General features: G+C 69.0%; 16 protein-coding genes. 8 read left to right on the top strand and 8 right to left on the bottom strand.

Features of this window, described 5'->3' with window-relative positions:
- The first annotated feature begins 39 nt into the window (after positions 1-39).
- Both OG289_RS47160 and OG289_RS47155 read left to right on the top strand, forming a co-directional pair.
- The gene (locus OG289_RS47160; protein WP_327320176.1) at positions 40-1,035 is read left to right on the top strand and encodes a carbohydrate ABC transporter permease; all 996 of its coding nucleotides are present in this window, start codon (positions 40-42) and stop codon (positions 1,033-1,035) included.
- A 2-nt stretch (positions 1,036-1,037) separates the two neighbouring features.
- Positions 1,038-1,892, top strand: coding sequence for a carbohydrate ABC transporter permease (locus OG289_RS47155; protein WP_327320175.1), 855 nt, complete (start codon positions 1,038-1,040; stop codon positions 1,890-1,892).
- Between the two features lie 211 nt (positions 1,893-2,103).
- Here OG289_RS47155 and OG289_RS47150 read toward each other — a convergent pair whose 3' ends face one another.
- The 5 genes from OG289_RS47150 to OG289_RS47130 form a co-directional block, all read right to left on the bottom strand.
- Positions 2,104-5,466 carry an alpha-L-rhamnosidase-related protein gene (locus OG289_RS47150; RefSeq protein WP_327320174.1) on the bottom strand — a complete coding sequence of 1,121 codons (3,363 nt, stop codon included), beginning with the start codon at positions 5,464-5,466 and terminating at the stop codon, positions 2,104-2,106.
- A gap of 218 nt (positions 5,467-5,684) precedes the next feature.
- Positions 5,685-7,079, bottom strand: a complete 1,395-nt coding sequence (locus OG289_RS47145) for a family 43 glycosylhydrolase (protein ID WP_327320173.1) — start codon at positions 7,077-7,079, stop codon at positions 5,685-5,687.
- Between the two features lie 80 nt (positions 7,080-7,159).
- A complete protein-coding gene (locus tag OG289_RS47140; protein WP_327320172.1) occupies positions 7,160-7,987 on the bottom strand; it encodes a carbohydrate ABC transporter permease in 828 nt (275 codons plus the stop codon).
- Entirely contained in the window at positions 7,984-8,916 is a 933-nt protein-coding gene (locus OG289_RS47135) for a carbohydrate ABC transporter permease (protein ID WP_327320171.1), read from the bottom strand. The genes OG289_RS47140 and OG289_RS47135 overlap by 4 nt, the downstream gene beginning before the upstream one ends.
- A 63-nt stretch (positions 8,917-8,979) precedes the next feature.
- Complete coding sequence (locus OG289_RS47130) at positions 8,980-10,305, bottom strand: ABC transporter substrate-binding protein (protein WP_327320170.1); 1,326 nt, start codon at positions 10,303-10,305, stop codon at positions 8,980-8,982.
- A 379-nt stretch (positions 10,306-10,684) separates the two neighbouring features.
- Between OG289_RS47130 and OG289_RS47125 the strand changes: the two genes are divergently transcribed.
- Entirely contained in the window at positions 10,685-11,725 is a 1,041-nt protein-coding gene (locus tag OG289_RS47125) for a LacI family DNA-binding transcriptional regulator (protein ID WP_327320169.1), read from the top strand.
- Positions 11,726-11,884: 159 nt separating this feature from the next.
- On the top strand, positions 11,885-14,689 hold the full coding sequence (locus OG289_RS47120; RefSeq protein ID WP_327320168.1) for a glycoside hydrolase family 78 protein: 2,805 nt from the start codon (positions 11,885-11,887) through the stop codon (positions 14,687-14,689).
- Between the two features lie 77 nt (positions 14,690-14,766).
- On the opposite strand, the gene OG289_RS47115 is transcribed toward OG289_RS47120, so the two are convergent.
- Positions 14,767-17,952, bottom strand: coding sequence for a glycoside hydrolase (locus tag OG289_RS47115; RefSeq protein WP_442819049.1), 3,186 nt, complete (start codon positions 17,950-17,952; stop codon positions 14,767-14,769).
- A gap of 264 nt (positions 17,953-18,216) precedes the next feature.
- Between OG289_RS47115 and OG289_RS47110 the strand changes: the two genes are divergently transcribed.
- The 3 genes from OG289_RS47110 to OG289_RS47100 all read left to right on the top strand — a co-directional run bounded on the left by OG289_RS47110 (position 18,217) and on the right by OG289_RS47100 (position 20,070).
- A complete protein-coding gene (locus tag OG289_RS47110; protein ID WP_327320166.1) occupies positions 18,217-18,537 on the top strand; it encodes a hypothetical protein in 321 nt (106 codons plus the stop codon).
- A gap of 126 nt (positions 18,538-18,663) precedes the next feature.
- Positions 18,664-19,323, top strand: coding sequence for a hypothetical protein (locus OG289_RS47105; RefSeq protein ID WP_327320165.1), 660 nt, complete (start codon positions 18,664-18,666; stop codon positions 19,321-19,323).
- 72 nt (positions 19,324-19,395) lie between these two features.
- Complete coding sequence (locus tag OG289_RS47100) at positions 19,396-20,070, top strand: expansin EXLX1 family cellulose-binding protein (protein WP_327320164.1); 675 nt, start codon at positions 19,396-19,398, stop codon at positions 20,068-20,070.
- Here the strand turns inward: OG289_RS47100 and OG289_RS47095 are convergent.
- Positions 20,057-20,203 carry a hypothetical protein gene (locus OG289_RS47095; protein WP_327320163.1) on the bottom strand — a complete coding sequence of 49 codons (147 nt, stop codon included), beginning with the start codon at positions 20,201-20,203 and terminating at the stop codon, positions 20,057-20,059. The genes OG289_RS47100 and OG289_RS47095 overlap by 14 nt on opposite strands.
- 233 nt (positions 20,204-20,436) lie before the next feature.
- Between OG289_RS47095 and OG289_RS47090 the strand changes: the two genes are divergently transcribed.
- Positions 20,437-21,291: an alpha/beta fold hydrolase gene (locus OG289_RS47090; RefSeq protein ID WP_327320162.1), complete on the top strand. Its 855-nt coding sequence runs from the start codon at positions 20,437-20,439 to the stop codon at positions 21,289-21,291.
- 10 nt (positions 21,292-21,301) lie between these two features.
- On the opposite strand, the gene OG289_RS47085 is transcribed toward OG289_RS47090, so the two are convergent.
- Positions 21,302-21,937: an XRE family transcriptional regulator gene (locus tag OG289_RS47085; RefSeq protein WP_327320161.1), complete on the bottom strand. Its 636-nt coding sequence runs from the start codon at positions 21,935-21,937 to the stop codon at positions 21,302-21,304.
- Between the last annotated feature and the right edge of the window lie 62 nt (positions 21,938-21,999).

Below are 21,999 nucleotides of genomic sequence, written 5' to 3'. Positions count from 1 at the left end.
TCGAGCCGCGCCCGCCCCCGCCGGGAACAGGACCCATCCGTGACCGTCGAACCGGCGCCCGCCGCGCCCCTCGCCCGGGAGAAGGCCCCACCCGTGACCGCCGCCAAGTCCGCGCGTCCGGCACGCTCCGTGCGCAAGAACCGTGACTGGTTGCACGGACTGCTCATGTCCACGCCCGCCGTCGCAGGACTCATAGCCTTCGTCGGCATCCCGTTCGTCTACGCCGTCGTCCTCTCCTTCTACAACGTCCGCCTCGGCTCCCCGCTGGCACCGTCCTTCTTCGGCCTGGAGCAGTACCGGCGGCTGTTCACCGACCCGGACCTGTCCGGCCCCTTCCTGCGGGCCCTGCTGAACAACCTGACCTTCGCCGCGGTCGTCGTCCCCGTCCAGACGGGTCTCGCACTCGGGCTGGCGATCCTGCTCAACCGCAAGCTGAAGGCGATCGGGGTGTTCCGGTCCTTCTTCTTCATGCCGGTCGTCTTCCCGATGGCGCTGGTCGCCGTGATCTGGCGGCTCATCCTCGCCCGCAGCGACCAGGGCATGCTCAACTCCGCGCTGCACGCGGTGAGTTTCGGCAACTGGGGCGCCTTCGACTGGCTCGGCGACTCCGCCACCGCGATGGCCTCGATCATCGTGCTGTCCATCTGGCAGGGCGTCGGCTTCCAGATGGTCATCCTGCTCGCCGGCCTCCAGCAGATCCCGGGCGAGCTCTACGAAGCCGCCGAGCTCGACCGCGCCGGCCGCCTGCAGCAGTTCCGCCACGTCACCCTGCCCGGCATCCGCGGCACCCTCGTCTTCGTCGCCATGCTCACCTCGGTGCTCTCCTTCCGGGTCTTCGACCAGGTCTACGTCCTGATCCGCGGCGGCGGCCTCAACGAGGACGCCACCCGCACCGTGATGTACCAGGCCGTCACCACCGCCTTCGACCAGAACAACGTCGGCCAGGCAGCCGCGATCACCGTCGTCTTCTTCCTGATCGTCGTCGCCCTGACCATCGTCCAGCGCCGCGTCGTCCGGCCCGACAACGAGGACTGACCATGAGCACCGCCACGGGCTTCACCCGCCCACGTCTGCGTCGCTTCCTCGACTACGCCGTCCTGTCCGTCCTGGCGTTCGTCTTCGTGCTGCCCGTCCTCTACCTGTTGGTCGGCAGCCTCAAGCCGTCGGACGAAGTACTGAACGGCCTGTCCGGCTTCCTTCCCACCCACCTGTCCTTCGACAACTACACGGCTGTCCTCGACAGCCTCAACTCCGACAGCACCGGCTACTTCTGGCGCTTCATGGGCATCTCCGTGCTGCTGGCGTTCGTGGTGGTGACGGGCGGCCTCTTCGTCAACTCGATGGCCGCGTACGGGCTGTCACGGCTGAAGTGGCGTGGGCGGAACGCCGTCTTCACCCTCGTCCTGCTGTTGATGCTGGTCCCGTTCGAGTCGGTGGCCGTCCCCCTCTTCTACATGTTCAACGACCAGCGCAACACGCTCTACGTCCTGGCGCTCCCCTTCATCGCCAACGCCTTCTCCGTCTACCAGTTCCACACCTTCTTCCGCTCGATTCCGCCGAGCATCGAGGAAGCCGCCCGCATCGACGGCGCGGGCCCCTGGCGCACCTTCTTCGCCATCGTCGTCCCGATGTCGAAGCCGGCCTTCGCCTCCGTGGCGATCCTGACCTTCCTCACCCAGTGGGGCTCCTTCCTCTGGCCGGTCCTGATGGTCTCCGATCCCTCGGTACGCCCGCTGCCCCTGGAGATGAGCGTCTTCCAGGCCCAACTGCCCCCGGACTGGGGCCAGACCCTCGCCTTCGGCGTCCTCCTCGTCCTGCCCGTACTGATCGTCTTCGGCTTCTTCCAGCGCTGGTTCGTCCAGGGCGTCGCCAGCTCCGCCGTCAAGGGCTGAACGGCCGTTCCGGCCGAAAGGCAGTCCGCCACCGTGAGCGGCTTCGCGGTATCCGTGCCGTGGCCCTTGGCCTCTGGCCGTCTCCTTCTGCGCCCCCATGACCGCCCTGGTGCACGGCCAGGGTCCGGTCCGACATTCGAACGGACCGGACGCGACCCGGTGCATCGCGCCATGCGGGCGCGAGTACCGGGTCGGTCGCCGCCGGGGAGCGTCATCCGATGCGGATCTCGGCGAGTTGCAGGCGGTACGTGGTGGCCTCGTCCGAGGCCGGCCTGCCGAGCCGCGTGGCCTTCAGTCGCACATGGCGGCCGGTGGCGGAGGTGAGGGTGTAGGTCTGGGCGGCTCCGTCGGGGTTCGGTTCGGCGGTGACGGTGCGGGCGGTGGTGTAGGTGGCGGCGCCCTCCGCTCGGGTCTGGATCGTGAAGTCGACGGGGAAGCCCGCCGTGCCGCCCCCGGCTCCGCCGGTGTCGGTGCGCGGATGGAGGGTGACGGAGCCGATGGCCCGGTCGGCGCCGAGATCGACCTCGATCCACACGGGCGTGCCGCTGACGTCCGCGGAGGGGAAGTCGATGCTGGTGAAGCCCTTGGCGCCGGTCACGCTGGTGGTGGTGCCGTCCAGGACACGCGTCTTGCCCCAGTCACCGTTCTCCAGCGTGTAGTCGGCCGTGACCGTGGTCGCGGCGGTGGGGACGGTGAGTTCGGCGAGTTGGAGGCGGTACTTGGTGGTCTCGTCGGAGGCGGGCGTACCCAGCCTGGTCGTCTGAAGGCGCACGTAGCGGGCGGTGGTCGTCTTGAAGCCGTACGTCTGCACCAGCCCGTTGGGATTCGACTGCCCGGTGACGGTGCGGACCGTGGTGTACGTGGTGGAGCCGTCGGGGCGGGTCTGGATCGTGAAGTCGATCGGGAAGCCCGCGGTGCCGCCCCCGGCCGCCGGGGTGTCGGTGCGGGGAAAGAGCCGTACGGCGTCGAAGTCGGTGTCCGCGCCGAGATCGATCTCCACCCAGACAGGGTTGGCGCTGACGTCGGCGGAGGCGAACTCGTTGCTGGTGTAGCCCTTCGCGCCGGTCACACTGGTGAGCTGCCCGTCGGTGAGCCGGTTCCTGCCCCAGTTGCTGTTCTCCAGGCTGTTGTTGCTGCTGACCGGTCGGGCCAGGGCGAGGTTGTCGAGACGACCGGTGCCCGTCGCCGTGAACGTCCACGCGCCCGGCTGAACGGTGAAGTACACGAAGGAGGCGTCCTTGCCGTCATAGGTCAGACCGCTGACGCTGCCGGTGGAGGAGCCGTTGGTGTAGACGGTGGTGCCGCCTGCCATGACGACCGGCTGGGAGCCGCCGTACGTGGGCACGCCCACCCGGGCCGTCGTCCCGCTCGGTGAAGTGAGCGTCAGCGTGGCCTTGGTGCCATCGCGTGTGATGCCGAAGCGGATGTCGCCCTTGACCGTGGGCACCACGGTGTTGACCTTCACGAGGGTCCCGGTCTGCGGGATGACCTCGTACGTCGTCCAGCCGGGCTTGGTGGGGCGCACTCCGGCGGCGTAGGCGGACAGTGCGTACAGAGGGCCGCCGTTCCAGGCGTGGTTGTCGGTGCCGGCGGCCTTGTCCCACAGCTCCCACAAGGTGTAGCAGGCAGGGTCGGCGACCTGGGCGGCGTAGCGGTTGCGCATGCGCTCCTCGGCGACGGTGGCCGCGCCCATCAGATACAGCGCTTCGAGGACGTAGAACTCCATGTAGGGGCTGGCGTTGAGGTGGGTGCGCAGCACCTCGGTCACCGCCCGGTAGCGGGAGACGGGGGCCAGGCCCGCCACCACGGCCAGCGCGTTGGCCCGGTCGTCGGAGTCCTTGGTGTAGCCGGGCGAGCGGTATTCGTTCCGGGACGCGTTCCACAGCACCCGGTCGAAGTTGGCCTTGATGCTGTCGCGTTGGGCCTTCCATCCGGCGACGTCACCGCTGTTGCCGCTGAGCTCGGCCAGGTTGGCGGCGGTGTCCAGGGCCAGGTAGTACCAGCAGTTGTCGAGGACGCGGGCGTCGATGTTGCCGCCCCAGTCCTCCCAGTCCCAGTCCCCCTTGCGGTGGTTGACCAGGCCGTCACTGTCCAGGGTCCACAGCTTCAGGTACGTCTTCACCGCCGGGTAGGCACCGGTGACGGCGTCGGCGTTGCCGGTGTAGAGGTAGTACGTCCAGAACGACCACACCGAGGCGAGCATCTGGACGGGCAGTTCGCTGGTCCAGATGGTCGTCGGGACCGGTGAGTACAGCGCCCCGCTGTCCTTCTGCCAGGAGGTGAGCTGGGAGATGGCCTTCTTGCCCAGGGCATGCGAGCGGGTGTCGAAGGTGTAGAAGCCCTCCTTGAGCTGGTTGACCACATCGCCCCACCACTGGGCGCGCTCGCGGGTGGGGCAGTCCATGTAGTTGTCCCGCATGTTGACGTACATCGTGCGGGCTGCCTTGCCCCACAGGCTGTCCAGGAAGGGGTCACTGCTGCTGAACGAGCCGGCGAAGTCGGTGTCGTAACCCGACTCCCGGTACTTCAGCTCCAGGATCGTCACGCTCGCGGGAATCGTGTACTTCACCGCTGTACCACTCATCCACGCCAGCGCCTCGAACTCCTGGACCCCGCCCGCGCAGACGTAGGTGGCGCGCATGTTGTAGGCGGTGCCTGGCTCGATCCCGGTCAGGCCCGCGCCGTCGTCATAGTGATCGGTCTGGATGCCGATCACCGCACCCGCCGGAGCGTCCACCTTCAGATACGGCGTGACCTGGAGGTTGGACGGCAAGGCGGCCGAGATCGCGGTGGCCCCCTGCCCAGTGGACGGCAGCGTGGAGGCGTTGGTGTACGCCTTCAGCCCCGAGTACCGGAACTGCGGGACCGGCCGCTCAGCGAGGTTGTTCCACGGCGCGGCACCCGCCGCGCCGAAATCGGTGGGTGCGCTCCACGCGCTGTCGTCGAAGCCGGACGACTGCCACCCGGCCAGGGTCGTGGCGTTGCGGCCGTCGTAGAAGATGTTCGACTCGGGCAGCCGGAAGTTGACCTGCGTACCGCTGGTGTTGTTCGAGTAGCCCGGATGGACGGTGTGCCGCCAGCCGGTGTCGCTGACCAGCCGGGTGGTCGTCGAGCCGGCCTGGATGTCGGACTGGAACAGCAGCCCGCCCTTGCCGCTGCTGCTGTGCGAGAAGCCCTGCTTGCCGAAGTACCACACCAGCAGAGCGACCGTGTTGCTGCCACTGCTGAGGTACGGGGCGAGGTCGACCTCGTCGTAGTAGGTGTCCGTGCGGTTCGGGCCGCGCTTGAGCTGACCGTCGAAGACCACCAGCGTGCCGTTCACCCACAGCCAGTACTTCGAGTCCGCCGCGATCTGCGTCACGGCCTTCGACGGCACCGAGCCCAGGGTGAACGATCTACGGAACGCCACCCACTGATTCGTCGAACTCGACGGCGCCCAGATCCACTTCGCGGTCCAGGACACGGCGGCGGACGCGGCGGACGCGAGCCCGGGCACGACCAGGGAGCCCAGAGTGGGCGCGAGCGCAACGGCTATGGCCGAGCGCAGGATGGACCGACGCGTGGTGTCGGGCATGGCGGCTCTCCTATTTTCGAGGGGCGGTGGCAGAACGGTCCCGGCGTGGCTCGGTGGCCCGACGGGCTGAATCTCTTCAAGCGGCGGTTCGTGACGAGGGTGCGTCTCGTCGCCGACGTGTCGGTCGGTGACCGAGGAGCTGTCGACTCCGGGCAGGCCGAGGAGCGAACGGGTCCGCCCGGAGTCTGCGCCGATCGGCGGGTGAGTCCTGGCGCGCGTCAGACGACCATCCACTGCTGGTTCGCGCCGGCCGTGCAGGTCGCTTGGTCCAGGGCCGCCCCGTTGGCGGTCGACGCCCCGGCGACCTCGAGGCACTTGCCGCTGTTGACATTGGTGAAGGTGACGTAGCCGCCGATCACCGCTGTCCTCGTCCAGAGCTGGTGCGAGGCGCCGGTGCACGTCGACTGGACGGCCACCGCGCCGTCGGCGGCGGAGGCGCCGGAGATCTGCAGGCATTTGCCGCTGTTGACGTTGACCAGCTTGTAGGTGGAGCCCACGGCGCTGGGCACCCACTGCTGGTTGGCCCCGGAGTTGCAGTTCCCGGAGTTCACCGCCGCCGCGTCCGCCGTGCTCAGGCCCCAGACGTCCGCGCACTTGCCGCTGTTCCGGTTCAACAGGTGGTTGTTCGCGGCCCCGAGCGGTCCGGCGATGACCGGCCAGCCGTTCGCGAAGGTCACCTGACGGATGTCGAGGGTCTCCTGCCCGGAGTTGTCGCCGTCGTAGTAGTGGTAGGCGAGGAACTTGGAGGTGCCGTCGTCGTAGGCGTCGGCGCCACCGGCGGCCACCTTGGGGTAGGCACCGGTGAGGACGGTGGTTCCGCCGCCCGAGGCCATGTTCGTGCCGTTCTGGTCGAGGTACGGTCCCGTGATGCTGGTGGACCGGCCGACCACGGTGTAGTAGGTGCTGTTGACGCCGCTGCAACAGGTGCCCTTGGAACCGAAGAGGTAGTAGTAGCCGCCGTTGAGGATGATCGTCGGGTTCTCGATGCCGACGGCGATGTGCCAGAGGTTGTTGTCGGTGGTGGACAGCTTGCCCGTGGACTGGTCGAGGACGTGCAGGTAGGTGCCGCTGCCGGTCCAGGAACCCCAGGAGATGTACAGCCGGCCGTCCGGTCCCCAGTCGACGTTGGGGTCGATCGGGTAGTTGACGTCCGTGACCATGCCCTGGTCGGTCCACGGGCCCTCGATGTTCGTGGCGGTGGCGAGGCCCATCACCGCGTAGTTCGTGCCCCACAGCGACCCGGCGTAGTACAGGTGGTAGGTGCCGTTGAAGTACTTGATGTCCGGTGCCCAGATGTTCGGCGGGGTCGAGCCGAGCCTGGCGGTGATCCAGGACGGGGTGGAGTTCCAGACGTTGCCCACCTTCGTCCATCCGGACGCCGCGGTGGCGCCGCACGTCTTGCGGACGGTGATGGATCCGCTGGGGTTGAGCGAGTCGTTCTCGAACCCGGTGGAGAAGCCGTAGTAGCAGCTGCCCACCTTGATGACGCTCGGGTCGTGCATGCGGATGTCACCGCTGAGTGCCTGTGCCCGCCCGGCGGTGACCAGGCCGAGAACGGCCAGTACGGCGGCCAGTACGGCGGCGAGGACGGGACGACCGCCTCGTCCGCGCATCACGCGAAGGGGAACGCCTGTGTGTGGGCTGGGCACGCGAAACTCCTTTGTATCGGTGAGGTGTGGGTTCGAACAGGAACTCAGCCCTTGACCGCTCCCGCCGTCATGCCCGCCACGATCTGCCGGTTGAAGAACAGGAACATGATCAGCGGCGGGATCGTGATGAGCAGGATGTCCATGAAGAGCAGGTTGTAGCTGGTGCTGTACTGGCTCTGGAAGTTGAACAGCGTCAGCTGGACCGTGGCGTTCTGCTCGCCGGGCAGGAAGTACAGCGGGTTGGTGAAGTCGTTGAAGACGGCCACCGACTGCACGACGATCACCGTCACGATCACCGAGCGGAGCATCGGGAGGACGACCTGGAAGAACAGCCGCAGCGGAGACGCCCCGTCGATGATCGCGGCCTCGTCGAGTTCGCGCGGGATGGTGGCGATGAAGGCGCGGAACAGCAGGATGGAGAAGGACAGGCCGAAGGCGATCTCCACGAGGATCAGCCCGGGGAGGCTGCCGAACAGGCCGGCCTTCTGCAGAACCCAGATCGTCGGCACGACCGCCGGCGGGATGATCAGTCCGGACAGGACCAGGAAGTTGATCAGGCCGGTCCACCGGGTGACCCGCCGTTGCAGCACGAAGGCGACCATCGCCCCGAGGACGACCATCGCCGCCACACTGGCGACGGTCAGGATCACGCTGTTGACGAACGCGATGATGAGGATGTAGTCCCGCGCCTCCACCACCTGGACGAAGTTGTCCACCATGTGGAAGCCGCGCGGCCAGGAGAAGTCGAGGCGGGAGGCCTGCTGCGGGTCCTTCAAGGCCGTGAGCACGATGAACGCGAACGGGACGACGAAGACGACGACGCTGACGGCGACCGACAGGACGGCGAGCCAGGTACGGGCGGGATTCCTCATCGCTCCACCTCCTTGCCGGCCAGGAAGCGGGACAACGGGACGATGATCGCCGTCACGACCAGGAAGAGGATGACGTTCCCGGCGGTCGACAGGCCGTAGAAGCCCGCCTGGTACTGCTTGTAGATGACGGAGGCCACCACGTCGGAGCTGAAGCCCGGGCCGCCGCGCGTCATCGCCCAGATGAGGTCGAAGGACCGCAGGCCGCCGATGAGCGACAGGAGGATGACGGTCGATGTCGCCGGCCAGCTCAGCGGCAGGATGACGTTGCGGAACAGCCGCCATGGACCCGCACCGTCGATCTTCGCCGCCTCGTAGCAGTCCTGCGGGATGGACACGATGCCGGCGATGTAGATGACGGTGGCCAGCCCGACGCCTTTCCAGACGTCGACGAGGGCCACCGAGAACAGTGCGAGCGACGGGTCCGTCAGCCATCCCGGACCGTCGATACCAACCGCCGAAAGAGCCTTGTTGATCGCACCGGTGGACGGGTCCATGAAGGCGGTGAAGGTGATGCCGATGCCCACGGTGCTGACCAGCACCGGAAAGAACACCACCGAGCGCAGATAGCCGCGGGCGCGGATCTGGCTTGTCAGCAGGACCCCCAGGAGAAGGCCGAGGACCACCTTGAGCCCCGAGGTGACGACCGCGTAGACGAAGGTGTTGACGAAGCCCTTGACGAGGGCGGGCTCCTGGAAGAACTCGGTGAAGTTGTCCAGGCCTATGAAGGTCGACTTGAAGATGGTCCACCGGGTCAGGCTGAAGTAGAACGACGCGAAGGTCGGGGCCAGGAACAGCGTCCCGTAGATCGCCGCGGCCGGCAGGTAGAACCAGGTGGGATAGGCGCTGCGCATCCTGGTGGACCGACGCGTCCTGGTCGCCGCTTTCGGCTGCTCGGCCGTCGGCGGCCCGGTCGGTACAACTGTGGTCATCGGTCGACCTCTCTCGGGTGCCCCCCTTACTCCTTCCGGAGGCGGAGGCACTGGCTTCCGTCCCTACCAGCCCGACAGTCCGAGCTGCTGAGCCTGCTTCTTGACGTCCTTGTCGTACTGGGCGGCGCCCGTCTGCGCGCTCGTGATGCCCGAGCCGACCTGGATGGAGATCTGGTCGAGGCTCGGGCCCTTCACCGGGGACAGGAACTCCAGCGCCGGGCTCTGGGCGCCGTCCGAGAAGTAGGCGGCGACGTCCTTGGTGATCGTCGGGACATCCGTCGGCAGGGCGCAGCCCTTGACCAGGTACGGGCCGGTCGGAGTCGACGCCTTGGCCTGGGCGGCGCAGCCGGCCGGGCTCGCGGCGAACGCGAGGAGCTTCTTGACCGCCGCGAGTTTGTCTCCCGTGGTCGTCTTCGGGACGTACAGGGCGTTCGGGAACCACGCCGTCAGGCCGTTGGTGGAGGCGTCGTCGCCAGGCAGGGCGAAGAACCCGATGTCGTTCAGCTGGGCAGGGTTGCTCGTCTTGATCCCGCTGATGACGGTGGAGAGCATCGGATACTGGGCGCCCTTCCCGGTGGCCAGCATCTGCAAGCCCTTGACGAGGGTGGCCGACGCGAAGTCGGAGTTCTGCAGGTTCAGGTCGTGGATCTGCTGCAGGTGCTGGAAGCCCTTGACCGCGTTCGCGTCGGTGGCGAACTTCGCCTTGTTCTCCGTGTAGTTCTTGGTGAAGGTCGGCTCCGCGGCGGCGACATTGTGGAAGTCGCCCAGCACGAGGAGCTGGGAGGTCCAGGTGTCCTGGTAGGTCTGGATGACCGGGGCGATGCCGGCGGCCTTGATCTTCTTGCTGTTGGCGATGAAGTCCGCCCAGGTCTTCGGCGCCGTCAGACCGAGCTTGGCGTAGACCTTCTTGTTGTAGAGGACGCCACCTCCGAGAGCCGAGCCCAGGGGGACGCCGTACGTCTGGCTGTCGGCGGTGACCTGGCGCACGAATGACTCGTCGAGATTCTTGACGTACGCGTCCTGGGTGAGAGGCGTGAGGTTCTTCGCCGGGTCGATCTGCTGGAACAGCGAACCCACGTTGTAGACGAAGACGTCGTTCATGCTGCCTGTCTGCAGCCGCGTCTTGATGAGGTTGTCGCCGTCGGCTCCGCCAGGACGCGTCTCCACGCCGACTCTGATCTTCGGGTTCTCGGCCTCGAAGTCCTTCGCCAGCTGCTTGGCGGCCTGCAGGTTGTCGGGCGCGTTGTCGACCAACAGCTTGATCGTCGTCGCGCTGCCGTCCCCGCTGGACGAGCCGAGAGAGCCGGCGCTGCACCCGCTGAGCAGGAGCGGCAGAACGGCGGCTGCGGCAACGGCCGCCGTTCTCTCGGCGAGAGTGCTTGACCTCATGGACGTTCCTTCGTTCGAGCGTTGATGAATCGATTCAATTCGGCGATGGACACTTCTCGTCGATGCCTGCGCGGGACAGGCTTCGGAACGCCGCGACAAACGGAGTCACCGGGCCGACTGGGGCAGGCCCATAACAAATTCACCCAGGGCTGCGGATTCCCTGGTCACAGTCGACTGCCTCTGCGACTCTGGGCCGCCCGGCTGTGGCGCGACTGCCCAGAGAGCCCCTGGCGCGCTATCCGTTTTCGTGTAACGTGCCACAAAGGGACGCCCCAAAGGTTGGAGCGAAGAGACCGCGGCCGTCAAGCCATCTGCGAGTAACGTTCCGGAAACGCCAGATGGGGCCGAGCGGTGCATGACAACGGAGGTGGGCACCCCAATGCAACCGGCACGCGGCTCGAAGAGGGTCACGATCACCGATGTCGCGCGCAGCGCCGGCGTGTCCACCTCGGCGGTGTCGAAGGTGCTGAACAACGCCTACGGGGTGAGCCCCGCGATGCGTGAGCGGGTACAGACGGCCATGACCGCGCTGGGTTACCGCCCGCATGCCGCGGCCCGCGGCATGCGGGGCCGCACTTACACGATCGGCGTTCTCCTCGCGAGCATCCGCAACGCCTTCTACGCCGACCTCCTGGACGGCGTGCATGCGGCCCTGCGGGACACCGAGTACGCGCTGTTCCTCGGCTCCAGCGGTTCCTCCGAGATGGAGGACCAGACGAAACTGATCCACGCCATGGTGGACCGGCAGATGGACGGCCTGATCCTGATCGCGCCCGCTGTTGCGCGTACGGAGGTGGTGCGCATCGCCTCCGAGGTGCCGACAGCGGTGATCGGCCACCACGACCCCTCGCCGGCGTACGACTGCGTCGTCAACCAGGACGGGGCCGGCGTCGACCTGGTCGTCGACCACTTGGTCGCCCTGGGACACCGCGACATCGCCCACATCTCGCATCCGACGGTGCGCGGCAGCCAGTGGGAGCAACGGCCCGAGCACCACGTCCGGGCCGCCTACCGCGAGGCGATGGCCCGGCACGGCCTGGCGGACCTGGCCCGGGTGGTGCACTCCGGGTACTCGGACGAGGGCGGCTACCGCGGCGCCATGGAACTGCTGACCTCCACGCGTCCGCCCACCGCGATCTTCGCCGGCGCGGACGTCGCCGCGACCGGCGTCTTCCGGGCCGCCGCCGAGCTCGGCCTGCGCATCCCCGGCGACCTCTCGCTCGCCGGGTACAACAACACCTCGGTCGCCGCACTCGCGCCGGTGAGCCTGACCAGCGTCGACCAGGCGGGCGCCATGATGGGCGAGACCGCGGCCCGGCTGCTGCTGGAGCGGATCGAGAAGCGTCGTGACCGCGCGGTCGTCATGGCATCGACACCTCACCTGGTGACGCGCGGCAGCACCGCTCCTCCAAGGCCCTGAGCCGCCCGTGGCGCGACTTTGGGCACGGCCGAGCGCACGAGCCGGATGTATGTCGGATCCGCCGGTCTTCCTGCACACCTCTTGACATGCCGGGCAACTGTTCCTCACGGTTGAGTCGTTTCAAACGTGGAACGTTCCACACAGAGGCAAGGAGCCGACATGAGCCTTGGGCGTCCGGAACCCGGCACCGCAGTGGTGTCGGTTCGCTTCGAGCACCGGGAGGACGCGCTCGGCGTCGGCACCCCCGCACCCCGCCTGTCCTGGCAGGTCCGCACCGACGACCCCGCCTGGCGGCAGACGGCGTACGAGGTGGAACTGGACGGCGTCATGTCCGTACGGGTCGAGTCGGACGAACAGGTGCTGGTGCCGTGGCCCTTCGCGCCCCTGCCCTCGCGCAGCCGGGCAAACGTCCGGATCCGGGTGGCCTGCGGACCGGGCTGGAGCGACTGGAGCCCGCCCGCGACCGTCGAGACGGGGTTGCTGCACCCGGACGACTGGGCCGCCCGCTTCATCACCCCCCGCCACCACGGTGCCCTGGACGCGCCTGCCCCGGAGTGCGTGCGAACCATCGTGTTGCGTGGGGAGGTGGTTCAGGCTCGTCTGTACGCCACCGCTCACGGTGTCTACACCGCCACCCTGAACGGCACCCGGGTCGGCGACGAGGTCCTCGCCCCCGGCTGGACCAGCTACCGCCACCGGCTGCGCTACCAGACCCACGACGTCACCGCGCTGCTGAGGAAGGGTGAGAACACCGTTTCGGTGCTCCTCGGCAACGGCTGGTACCGCGGCCGCCTCGGCTGGTGGGGCGCCCGCGCGTCGTACGGCGACCGGCTCGCCCTGCTGGCGCAGCTCGAGGTCCGCTATGCCGACGGTTCGGCGGAGGTCTTCTGCACCGACGAGCAGTGGCGGGCCCGGGACACCGGCATCGTCGCCGACGATCTCTACAACGGTCAGCACACCGATCTTCGGTTCACGCCGGGCGAAGCCGACGGCCCGGTGGACGTGCTGTCCGACGAGGAGGCGGACCTGGCCCGGCTCGTCGCTGCGGAGGGCCCGCCCGTACGCGACACCGAGGTGCTGCCTGCCCTGAGAGTCTGGCAGTCGCCGTCCGGCCGTACCCTCGTCGACTTCGGGCAGAACGTCGTCGGCCGGGTCCGGCTGCGCGTGCGTGACACCACGGCCGGCGCGGAGGTCGTCGTCCGGCACGCCGAGGTCCTGGAGAACGAGGAGCTGTGCACGAAGCCGCTGCGCACCGCCGACGCCACCGACACCTACCTCCTGGCCGAAGCCGAGGAGGCCGTCCTCGAACCCTCGCTGACGTTCCACGGCTTCCGTTACGCCGAGGTCACCGGCGTGCCGGATCTGGTGGCCGAGGACCTGCACGCCGTGGTGGTGGGGAGCGACCTGCGCCGCACGGGCTGGTTCTCCTGCTCGGACCCGGATCTGGAGCAGTTCCACGAGAACGTCGTCCGGGGCGCGCGGGGCAACTTCCTGGACATACCGATGGACTGCCCGCAACGCGACGAGCGGCTCGGCTGGACCGGCGACATCCAGGTCTTCTCCCCCACCGCCGCCTTCCTCTTCGACACGGCGGGCTTCCTGTCCTCCTGGCTCGCCGACCTCGCCGCCGATCAGCACCCCGACGGCGCGGTGCCCTGGGTGATCCCCGACGTCCTGGACACCGAAGCCCCGACCGCCGCGGCATGGGGCGACGCGGCACCCGTGGTGCCCTGGGTGCTGTACGAGCGCTACGGCGACCTCGGCGTCCTGCGGCGGCAGTTCTCGAGCGCCCGTGCATGGGTCGACAAGATCGCCTCGCTGACCACCGACGGCGTGTGGGCGGGCGGCTTCCAGTTCGGCGACTGGCTGGATCCTGGCGCGCCGCCGGACGACCCGTTCGCCGCCCGCACGCCCGCGGACGTCGTCGCCACCGCGTGCCTGGCCCGCTGCGCCGACGTCGTCGCCCGCACCGCGGAGGTACTGGGCCGCGCCGAGGAGGCCGTACGGTACGCCGCGCTCGCCGAGCGGACCCGCGAGGGGTTCGCCCGCGCGTTCGTCACCCCGGCGGGCCGGATGCTGAGCGACTCTCCCACCGCGTACGCCATGGCCCTGCAGTGGGACCTCCTGCCCACGCCGCAGCAGCGTGCGGCCGCCGGGCGCCGCCTCGCCGACCTCGTCCGAACGAACGGCTTCCGGATCGCCACCGGATTCGTCGGCACCCCGCTGATGACCGACGCCCTCACCGCCGCCGGACGCCCGGACCTCGCCCACCGGCTGCTGCTGGAGAAAGGCTGCCCCTCCTGGCTGTATCCGGTGACGATGGGCGCCACCACCGTCTGGGAGCGCTGGGACAGCATGCTGCCCGACGGCACCGTCAACCCCGGCCAGATGACCTCCTTCAACCACTACGCGCTCGGGGCGGTCGCCGACTGGATGCACCGCTCCGTGGCCGGCCTGGCCCCGGCCGCACCCGGCTACCGCGAGATCCGCGTGCGCCCGCTGCCGGACCGCTCGCTCACCCACGCCACGGCCGTGCATCTCACTCCGTACGGCGAGGCGTCGGTGTGCTGGCGGCGCCGGGACGGCCGCTTCCACCTGAAGGTGATCGTCCCCGTGGGAACACGGGCCACCGTCCACCTGCCCGGTTCCGGGCAGCCCCCGATGACCGTGGCGCACGGCACGCACGCGTGGACCATCGACGATCCCTGCCTCGCCTCGGCACCGTCCGAAGTGGTCACCGTGCGGGACCTGATGGACGAGCCCAGCCTCTGGGAGCGCACGGTCGGCGTCCTGACCCGGCACGGGCTGGGGCAGGACTCCACGCAACTGGCCCGCCGGCTGGGGCCCTTCCTGGACCTGCCCGCCGGCCGACTGCCCGCGCTGCTGAACAAGGTCCTCTTCGAAGACGGCGGCGCCGACGCGGCAGCCGACCTGGAGACCCTGCTGAGCGGCACGGCGGACTGACGTCCTGCCGAACAGCCACATGAAGGCAGCCGGAACAAGGCAATCGCCGCGGCCCTGAACCTTCTGCCCCGGGAACCTCAGCGTCGCACGAGGTGGATCCGGTACGTCCGCGTCTGTGCCCCGTCTTCGCCGGTCACGGAGACGACGGCCACCTCCCCGCCGGGCTCGTCGAGCCTGTCGACGGCAACGATTGCGTAGGGGTCGCGTGCCGTAGCCGTGACCCGGCTCCGGTTCGGGGCGTCGGTGACAACCCGGTAGGTGGTCGTCCCCGGGTCGAACGACGGGATCGGCTTCCCGTCCACTTCGACGGACGCGGCGGCGGCGTCCGAGGAAACCCCCGGGGCCTTGGCGTACACCTCGATCTCGCTGACGGTGAGGTAGCCGCCCTGACGCGCGGTCATGACGACGCGCGCCTCGGACGCCGCTTCCGCCTCCACCGGGACGTCGACCACCGGCGTGCCCTCGGTCCCGACCGCAACAGGGTCGCTCGCGTCGACCCACGTACCGGTGTCGGCCGCCCGGACCTGCACCTTCAGGGTCTCAGGGAAGGAGGCGTTGTTCCCGTCCCGGTAGAAGTGCGTGACGATCCGGCTCAGGTCGCGTGCCCGCGGCAGCGTGAAGGTGACGGTGTCGGAGGGGTTCTTGCTGTTCCCCGGTTTCCAGTTGGACCAGGCCTTCTCGGACAGGTCGCCGTTGCGCAGGCGCTCCACGGAGTACCCGCTTTCGGTGAACGTGGCCGCGACCGAGACGCCGTCGTCCGCGGCGATGTTGGTCGCCACCGGTTCCGTGACCTGCACGCGTACCGTCGCGGCCACCGTGTCGCCGCCGACGACCCGGGCGACGCCGCGCAGAGTCACGACTCCGGTCGCGTCGAACGCCCCGCCGGGTGCCGGGTCCCAGGTCACCGGGAGATCGGTGCGGCCACCGTGCCTTCCGATGCCGACGACCGTGGCCGGAAGGTCCGGCGTACCACCCACGTAGGTCTTGGCGCGTCCGGGAAGGGTCGAGGCGATCGTGTCGACGGTGACGACCGCGCGTGCGGGGATCCTCCGCCCGAGGGGGTCGGTCGCCTCGCCCCTGACCCGCACCGTCCCGGGATCGCGCCACGTCCGGTCCGGCGGAAGGTGCCACACGACGGGGAGCGCGCCCCTGGCGCCGTCCCGGAACACCGGCGTCACCGTCTTCGGCAGCTCGGGCCGCAGGCCGGGGACGGTGAACGCCTGGGCCGGCTCGATACGCAGCACCGTCTCGTCGGTCACGGCCCAGCGCTGGTTCGCCGCCGAGGTCGGCGTGTAGGCGGACACCTTGGAACCGTCCTCGGTCGACTGCCCGGTGACGTCGATCAGGCGGCCGGTGGCAGCGTTGACGAATGTCCATGTGCCGTCGCCGGTCGTCGACATGACCCACTGCGCGGCTTCGGTGGCCTGGCCGTTTTCCGGCTCCTCCAGGACGGCCTGATTGTCGCGCACGGCGAGCCGCTTGCCGGTCCCGGCATGGGTGAGGGTGTAGCGCTCGCGGTTGTCAGTGCCGCGCGTCAACTTCTCGACGGACCAGAGCTGTTCCGCGCTGCCGGCGTCGGTCGTACGGATGACGACGCCACTGCCGTCGTCCGAGGGCGCCAACGACTTCCCGCTCTGCGCCCCCTGAAGCCGGTAGACATGCCCGGGCTGAACGAGGGCGGCATCCCGCGCCACGCCGGCGACCCCCTCGATCAGGAAGGTCGTGACCGACTTGGCGGGGACGACGAGCGTGGCCGACCGGTCGGTCACCGGGACCGGCGTGCCCCGTACGAGGGCGCCGTCGGTGCTCGTCACCACAGGCGTGACGGAGGCCCGCGGCGCGACCTTGCCGAAACGCGAGAGATCGAGGGTCACCGAGCGCGCGGAGGCGCCGGCGTTCACGTGCACCACGGTCGCCGCAAGGCCGGACTGCTGCACCGCGGCGACGCTCGACGGATCGTCGACCTTCACGAAGTGATCGCCGGGACGGATGTAGTGGGTGAAGTTCCGGATGGTGTGGAACTTGGAGTTGGTGCGGATCGGGCAGGTCTCCAGGGTGTCCTCGGCCGTGCAGTTGAACGGCACGTGGATGCTGCCCCAGTTCTTGCCCGCCGCGGCCTGCGGGATCGCGTCTTCGATCGGCTGCCAGAACACCCAGGCGGAGGGCTCCAGTTCACGCATGTCGTCGACCATCCGGGTGGCCATGCCGAGCCCTGGTTCCATGCCGGTGAAGTCGGTGCCGGTACCCCAGGTGCCCTCGACCTCGCTCATCCACAGCTTCTTGTCCGCGCCCTTGGCGATGTCCCGTGCGCTGGTGCGCATGCTCGTGCCGTAGGTGTGCACGTTGAGCTGGTCGACGGCGGTGCGGGCGGGGGTGCCGTAGGCGTTCCAGTTCTGGGTGAAGATGCCGGGGTTGGTCTCGTCCATCGCGGAGATCCGGGCGTCCGTCTTCGCCCCGTCCAGCGCCTTGTCGAGCGCGAGGATCACCTTCTGCTGGAGCTCCGGGCCCGCGTGCGCGCCCTCCTGGCGCCCGCCGGTAGGCCGGCCGTCGGCCCCGAGCTGGGTGCCCCAGTAGGGCGTGTTGGGCTCGTTGAGCGGGTCGATCGTGTCGAATTCGATGCCGTGCGCCTGCTCCAGACGCTCGGTCACCCGCACCAGGTAGGCGGCGAAGTCGTCGACGCGATCCGCGCGGATCTGGTCGGCGCTCGCGTCGAAGCCCCCGGAGACGTAGCCGCTGACCGTCTGGAACCAGGGCGGCGAGTTGCTGAACGCCTCCCAGCGACTGACCTTGTCCTTGATCTGGTCCATCCACCAGCGCTGGCCGGCGTCGGCGTCCCAGTTCCAGTGGTCGGCGTTGTTCGGGTCCCACCAGTCCATGTCCTGTCGGGTGGTTCCCTCGGGGGCCTTCCAGAAGCCCTCCATGGTGGCGCCCGTCTTCATGTAGTCCTTGCGGACGTCCGGGGCGTTGCCGCCGCCGATGTTGTACCGCGCGATGGTGAGGCCGAGGCCCTCCTCACCGAACAGCATGTCCACCAGCCGTCTTCGGATGGGGTCGGGATAGCCGCCCGTCGCGTTGGCGAACCAAACGAGGCTCGTGCCCCATCCCTCGAACTCCTGCTGCTGGTAGGAGGGGTCGACCCGTACGGTGACGGCACTGTGCGGTGCCGGGTCCGCGCTCGCCACGGGCACGGCCACGAGACTCGCGCCGAGAACCAGGGGAACGGTGGGCGCCAAAGCCCGGACGATGCGATGCCGATGGGGCACGGCACTCCCTTCCACATCACAGAGGCAAACAGAAGCGAACAGAAGGAATCGCGCTCAGGGCATGCTCGGGGACGGTAATGAACTCGTCAAGATGGCAGGCGAGTTGGGGGCACACCTGAGGGTTCGACGACTTCATTGACATGCTCAAGGCATCTCACTACCCTCCGGGACACTCGGGAAAGCGCTTTCCCTCTGTTGGGTTCGTTCGCCCCGGTGTTCGCACGACCGAACAAGCTCCGCCCAACTCGCCGCGGGAGGAACCGCATGAGGTCGCCGCCGCGCGCCGCACGCGGCCTTCCCGCTCTCACGCTCGCCCCGTTGCTCGGCGCGGCGCCGACGCAGACCAAAACCGCCGCCGAGAAGACGCCGGCACCACTGGCGCAGACGTCTCCCACCGGTTTCGCCGCAGTCGACGCGCTCGGCCGGAACGGCACCACCGGCGGAGCGGGCGGCCCGTGCGAGACCAACGGCACCGTGACCGAGCCGCGCACCTACCACACCTCCTGCTCGTACACGCCGGCCCCCGCGACCGACGTGCCCTCCCTCCTACTCTCCGGGGCGGGAGTCGGGAAGATCGGCACCTGAACGGCCGTCCCCCTGCACCCTCGCCACCGCCACACGACCACTGTCGATCCGCCCGCATCCTCAGCGGACGGACTGATCAGCCGTCGTCCCCACACACGACGGTCACCCCCACAGGAGGACCCCTCAATGAGTGCACGACGAGCCCCGACGACCAATCGGCGCACACCCATACCCCGGCGCACACCCAAACCCCGGCGCAAGAAGGCGGTCGTCGTCGCACTGACAGCCGCCGTCCTGGTCGGTCCCGGCGTCGCGCAGGCCACCCCGCAGACCGCGCCGGCGTCCCAGGAACGGGTGGCGGCGGCCGACATCGCCTGGACTCTCGAACGGGCGAGCAACCCCACCGCGGACCAGCGCACGGCCTACGACCTCATCACCAAGGCCATGAACGCCGCGGTCGCCCGCTACAACAACCTCAGCGACCTGGGCAGGGCGATCACCGTCCGCTACGACCCGGGTGTGCCCACCGCCGACGGCAACATCAACGGAACCATCCGCTTCGGCAACCGCGGTTACATGACCGAGCGGACCGCGTTGCACGAGATCGCCCACACCATCGGCGTGGGGACGAGCTCGCGCTGGTCCTCCCTCGCCGGCAGCGGCACCTGGACGGGCTCGCAGGCCACGGCACTGGTCAAGCAGTTCGACGGTTCGAGCACGGCCAAACTGTCCACGGGCGGTGGCCACTTCTGGCCGTACGGCCTGAACTACGAGAACGAGTTCTCGAGCACGGCGGCCGACCGCCACGTCCGGATCGTCGCCGCCATGGTGCGCGACGGTCTGTGATCCGGAGGGCTGGTGCCCGGGGCGCGAGCGCTCCGGGCACCGGCCCGCCCTCCGTTCGCGAAAGGCACCCGCATGCGCAGCAGACCCCTCGTTCTCCTGGCCGCAGCCACGGCCCTCCTGTGCGCGACGGCATCACCGGCGCACGCCGGCGTCCAGCCCGGCGTCACCTACCCGGGCGAGGGCACGTTCTACGGCGCGACCGGCGTCGGAAACTGCCTGTACGACGCCACCAGCGACATCGGCATCGCTGCCCTCAACCACACCGACTACGACAACTCCCGGATGTGCGGGGCTTTTCTCCACGTCAAGGGCCCCCGCGGTGAGATCACCGTGAAGATCGTCGACCGCTGCCCGGAGTGCAAACCCGGGGACATCGACCTCGGTGAACGTGCCTTCGCCCGGATCGCCGACCCCGTGGCGGGCCGGGTACCGATCACCTGGCAGCTCGTCAGCCCGGACATCGGCGGCCCCGTCGCCTACCGCTACAAGGACGGCTCCTCGCAGTGGTGGTGCGGCATCCAGGTGCGCAACCACCGCAATCTAGTCGCGACCCTGGAAGTCCGCACCGGCTCCACCTGGCGCCAACTGCCGCGCTACGAGTACAACTACTTCGTCTCGGAGAACGGCACCGGCTGCGGTTCCGACATCCGTATCACCGACGTCTACGGTGAGACGCTCACCGACACCGGCATCACCATCACGCCGAACGTCGACCAACCCGGCCGGGCCCAGTTCACCAAACGCTGATGGTGTCGAGGGCCTCCGCCCGCGCCGGGCCCGACGGCATTCGCTGCTCGGCCTCGGGAACGAGCCGGGTCACCGCCTCGGCCAGGGCCGGAGCGCTCACCTCTTCCCCGGCACCGGGCAGGAGGTGGGCCACGGCCCGCTCCGCCCGCCGGGCACCCGGGGCGCGCCCGGCGGGCAGCGCCGGCGCCTTGACCGGTCAACCGCCCTGACATTCCGCGGTCCTGCGTGCCGTCGGGACGCGTCGGCAGCTTCCGCGCTCTCGCGTCCCGGTCACCGCAGGAGCGGCAACACGAACTCTTCGACCGGGCTTGCGCCTGACCGAAGCCTCGACGCACAGGCACAATCGGTCAGGAAAGGAAGGCAGCGATGGCCGAGTGTGTGATTGAGGCGGACGGCATCGAGCTGTGCACCGAGTCCTTCGGCGACCCGTCGGATCCGCCCATCCTGCTCATCATGGGCACCGGGGCTTCGATGCTCTGGTGGGAGGAGGGCTTTTGCCGGATGCTCGCCGGGAGCGGGCGGTTCGTGATCCGTTACGACCACCGCGACACCGGCCGATCGGTCACCTACGAGCCGGGCCGTCCCGGGTACACCGCATCGGACCTGGTCGGTGACGCCGCCCGCGTGCTCGACGCCTATGAGATCCCAGCCGCGCACGTCGTAGGCGTCTCGGCCGGAGGGGCTTTCGCGCAACTGCTCGCGCTCGACCACGCCGATCGCGTCCTCTCGCTCGTCCTGATCAGCACGTCCCCCGCTGTACCCGGCGACCGCGAGCTTCCTCCGCCGACGGAGGAGTTCACGCGGTTCGTCTCATCCGCACATGGTGATTGGTCGGACGCCGAGTCGGTGATCGATTACGTGGCCGCCTACGCGCGCATGCTCTCCGGGAGCCGACGCCCGTTCGATGAGGCTGCCGCCCGTAGCCTCGTCCGTCGCGACGTCGGGCGCGCGCACGACTTCGCCGCGGCCCCCAACCACGACGTACTGCCGGAGGGCGAACTCTCACAGGCGCCCCTGTCCTCGATCGCCGTGCCCACGCTGGTGATCCACGGGGCCGCCGATCCGATGTTCCCGCTCGCGCATGGTGAGGCACTCGCAGAACAGATCCCCGACGGCACGCTATTGGTTCTGCGGGACGCCGGCCACGGGGTCGGACGAGCCGACTGGGCGACGATCGTCCCGGCGATCCTCGAACACACCGCCGCGGATCATGCCGTCTAGATGTTGCGGGTCATGACGTTGTTGACGGTGGGTTCGGGGCGGTCGGCGGGGCGGGATCGGTTGTGGACGGTCTGGCGCGGACGATGGCTTGGTCTCCTCGTGGACCGAACAGGTGCAGGATCTCCACGGTGCTCGTGTCCGCGGGGCCGAACCAGTGGGGCTCGGTGGTGTCGAACTCGGCCACTTCGCCGGGCCGCAGCGTGAAGTCCTGCGCCCCGAGGACGAGACGTAGCCGACCGGCGAGGACGTAGAGCCATTCGTAGCCCTCGTGGGTGACCAGTTCCGGCCGGCGGGGTGCCAGTACCTGCTTGAAGACCTGGACTCGGCCCGGGTACTGCGTCAGGGGCACGAGGACGCTGCCGCGCTCCTTGTGCACGGGCCGGAGGTGCACCCGAGGGTCACCGCTGGCCGGCGCCGCCACCAGTTGGTCGAGTGCGACGTGGTGCGCCCGTGCCAGCGGGATGAGGAGGTCCAGAGTCGGGCGCCGCTTGCCCGATTCCACCCGGGACAGTGTGCTGACGGACATCCCGGTCGTGGCTGCGAGTGCCTCGAGCGTGAGTCCCCGGTCCCGGCGCAGCCTGCGCAGCCGGGGCCCGATGCCGTCGAGAATCTGCTCCAGCTCCGCGTCCTTGGATCCTGTGTTCATGGATCCAGTTTTGCAGTGTTCGCAAAATTGATGGGCTGTGGTCGTCGTCCGGTCCGATCCTT

This window comes from Streptomyces sp. NBC_01235 (genome assembly GCF_035989285.1).
Taxonomy (GTDB): domain Bacteria; phylum Actinomycetota; class Actinomycetes; order Streptomycetales; family Streptomycetaceae; genus Streptomyces.
This window is presented reverse-complemented; position numbering and strand designations above follow the sequence as displayed.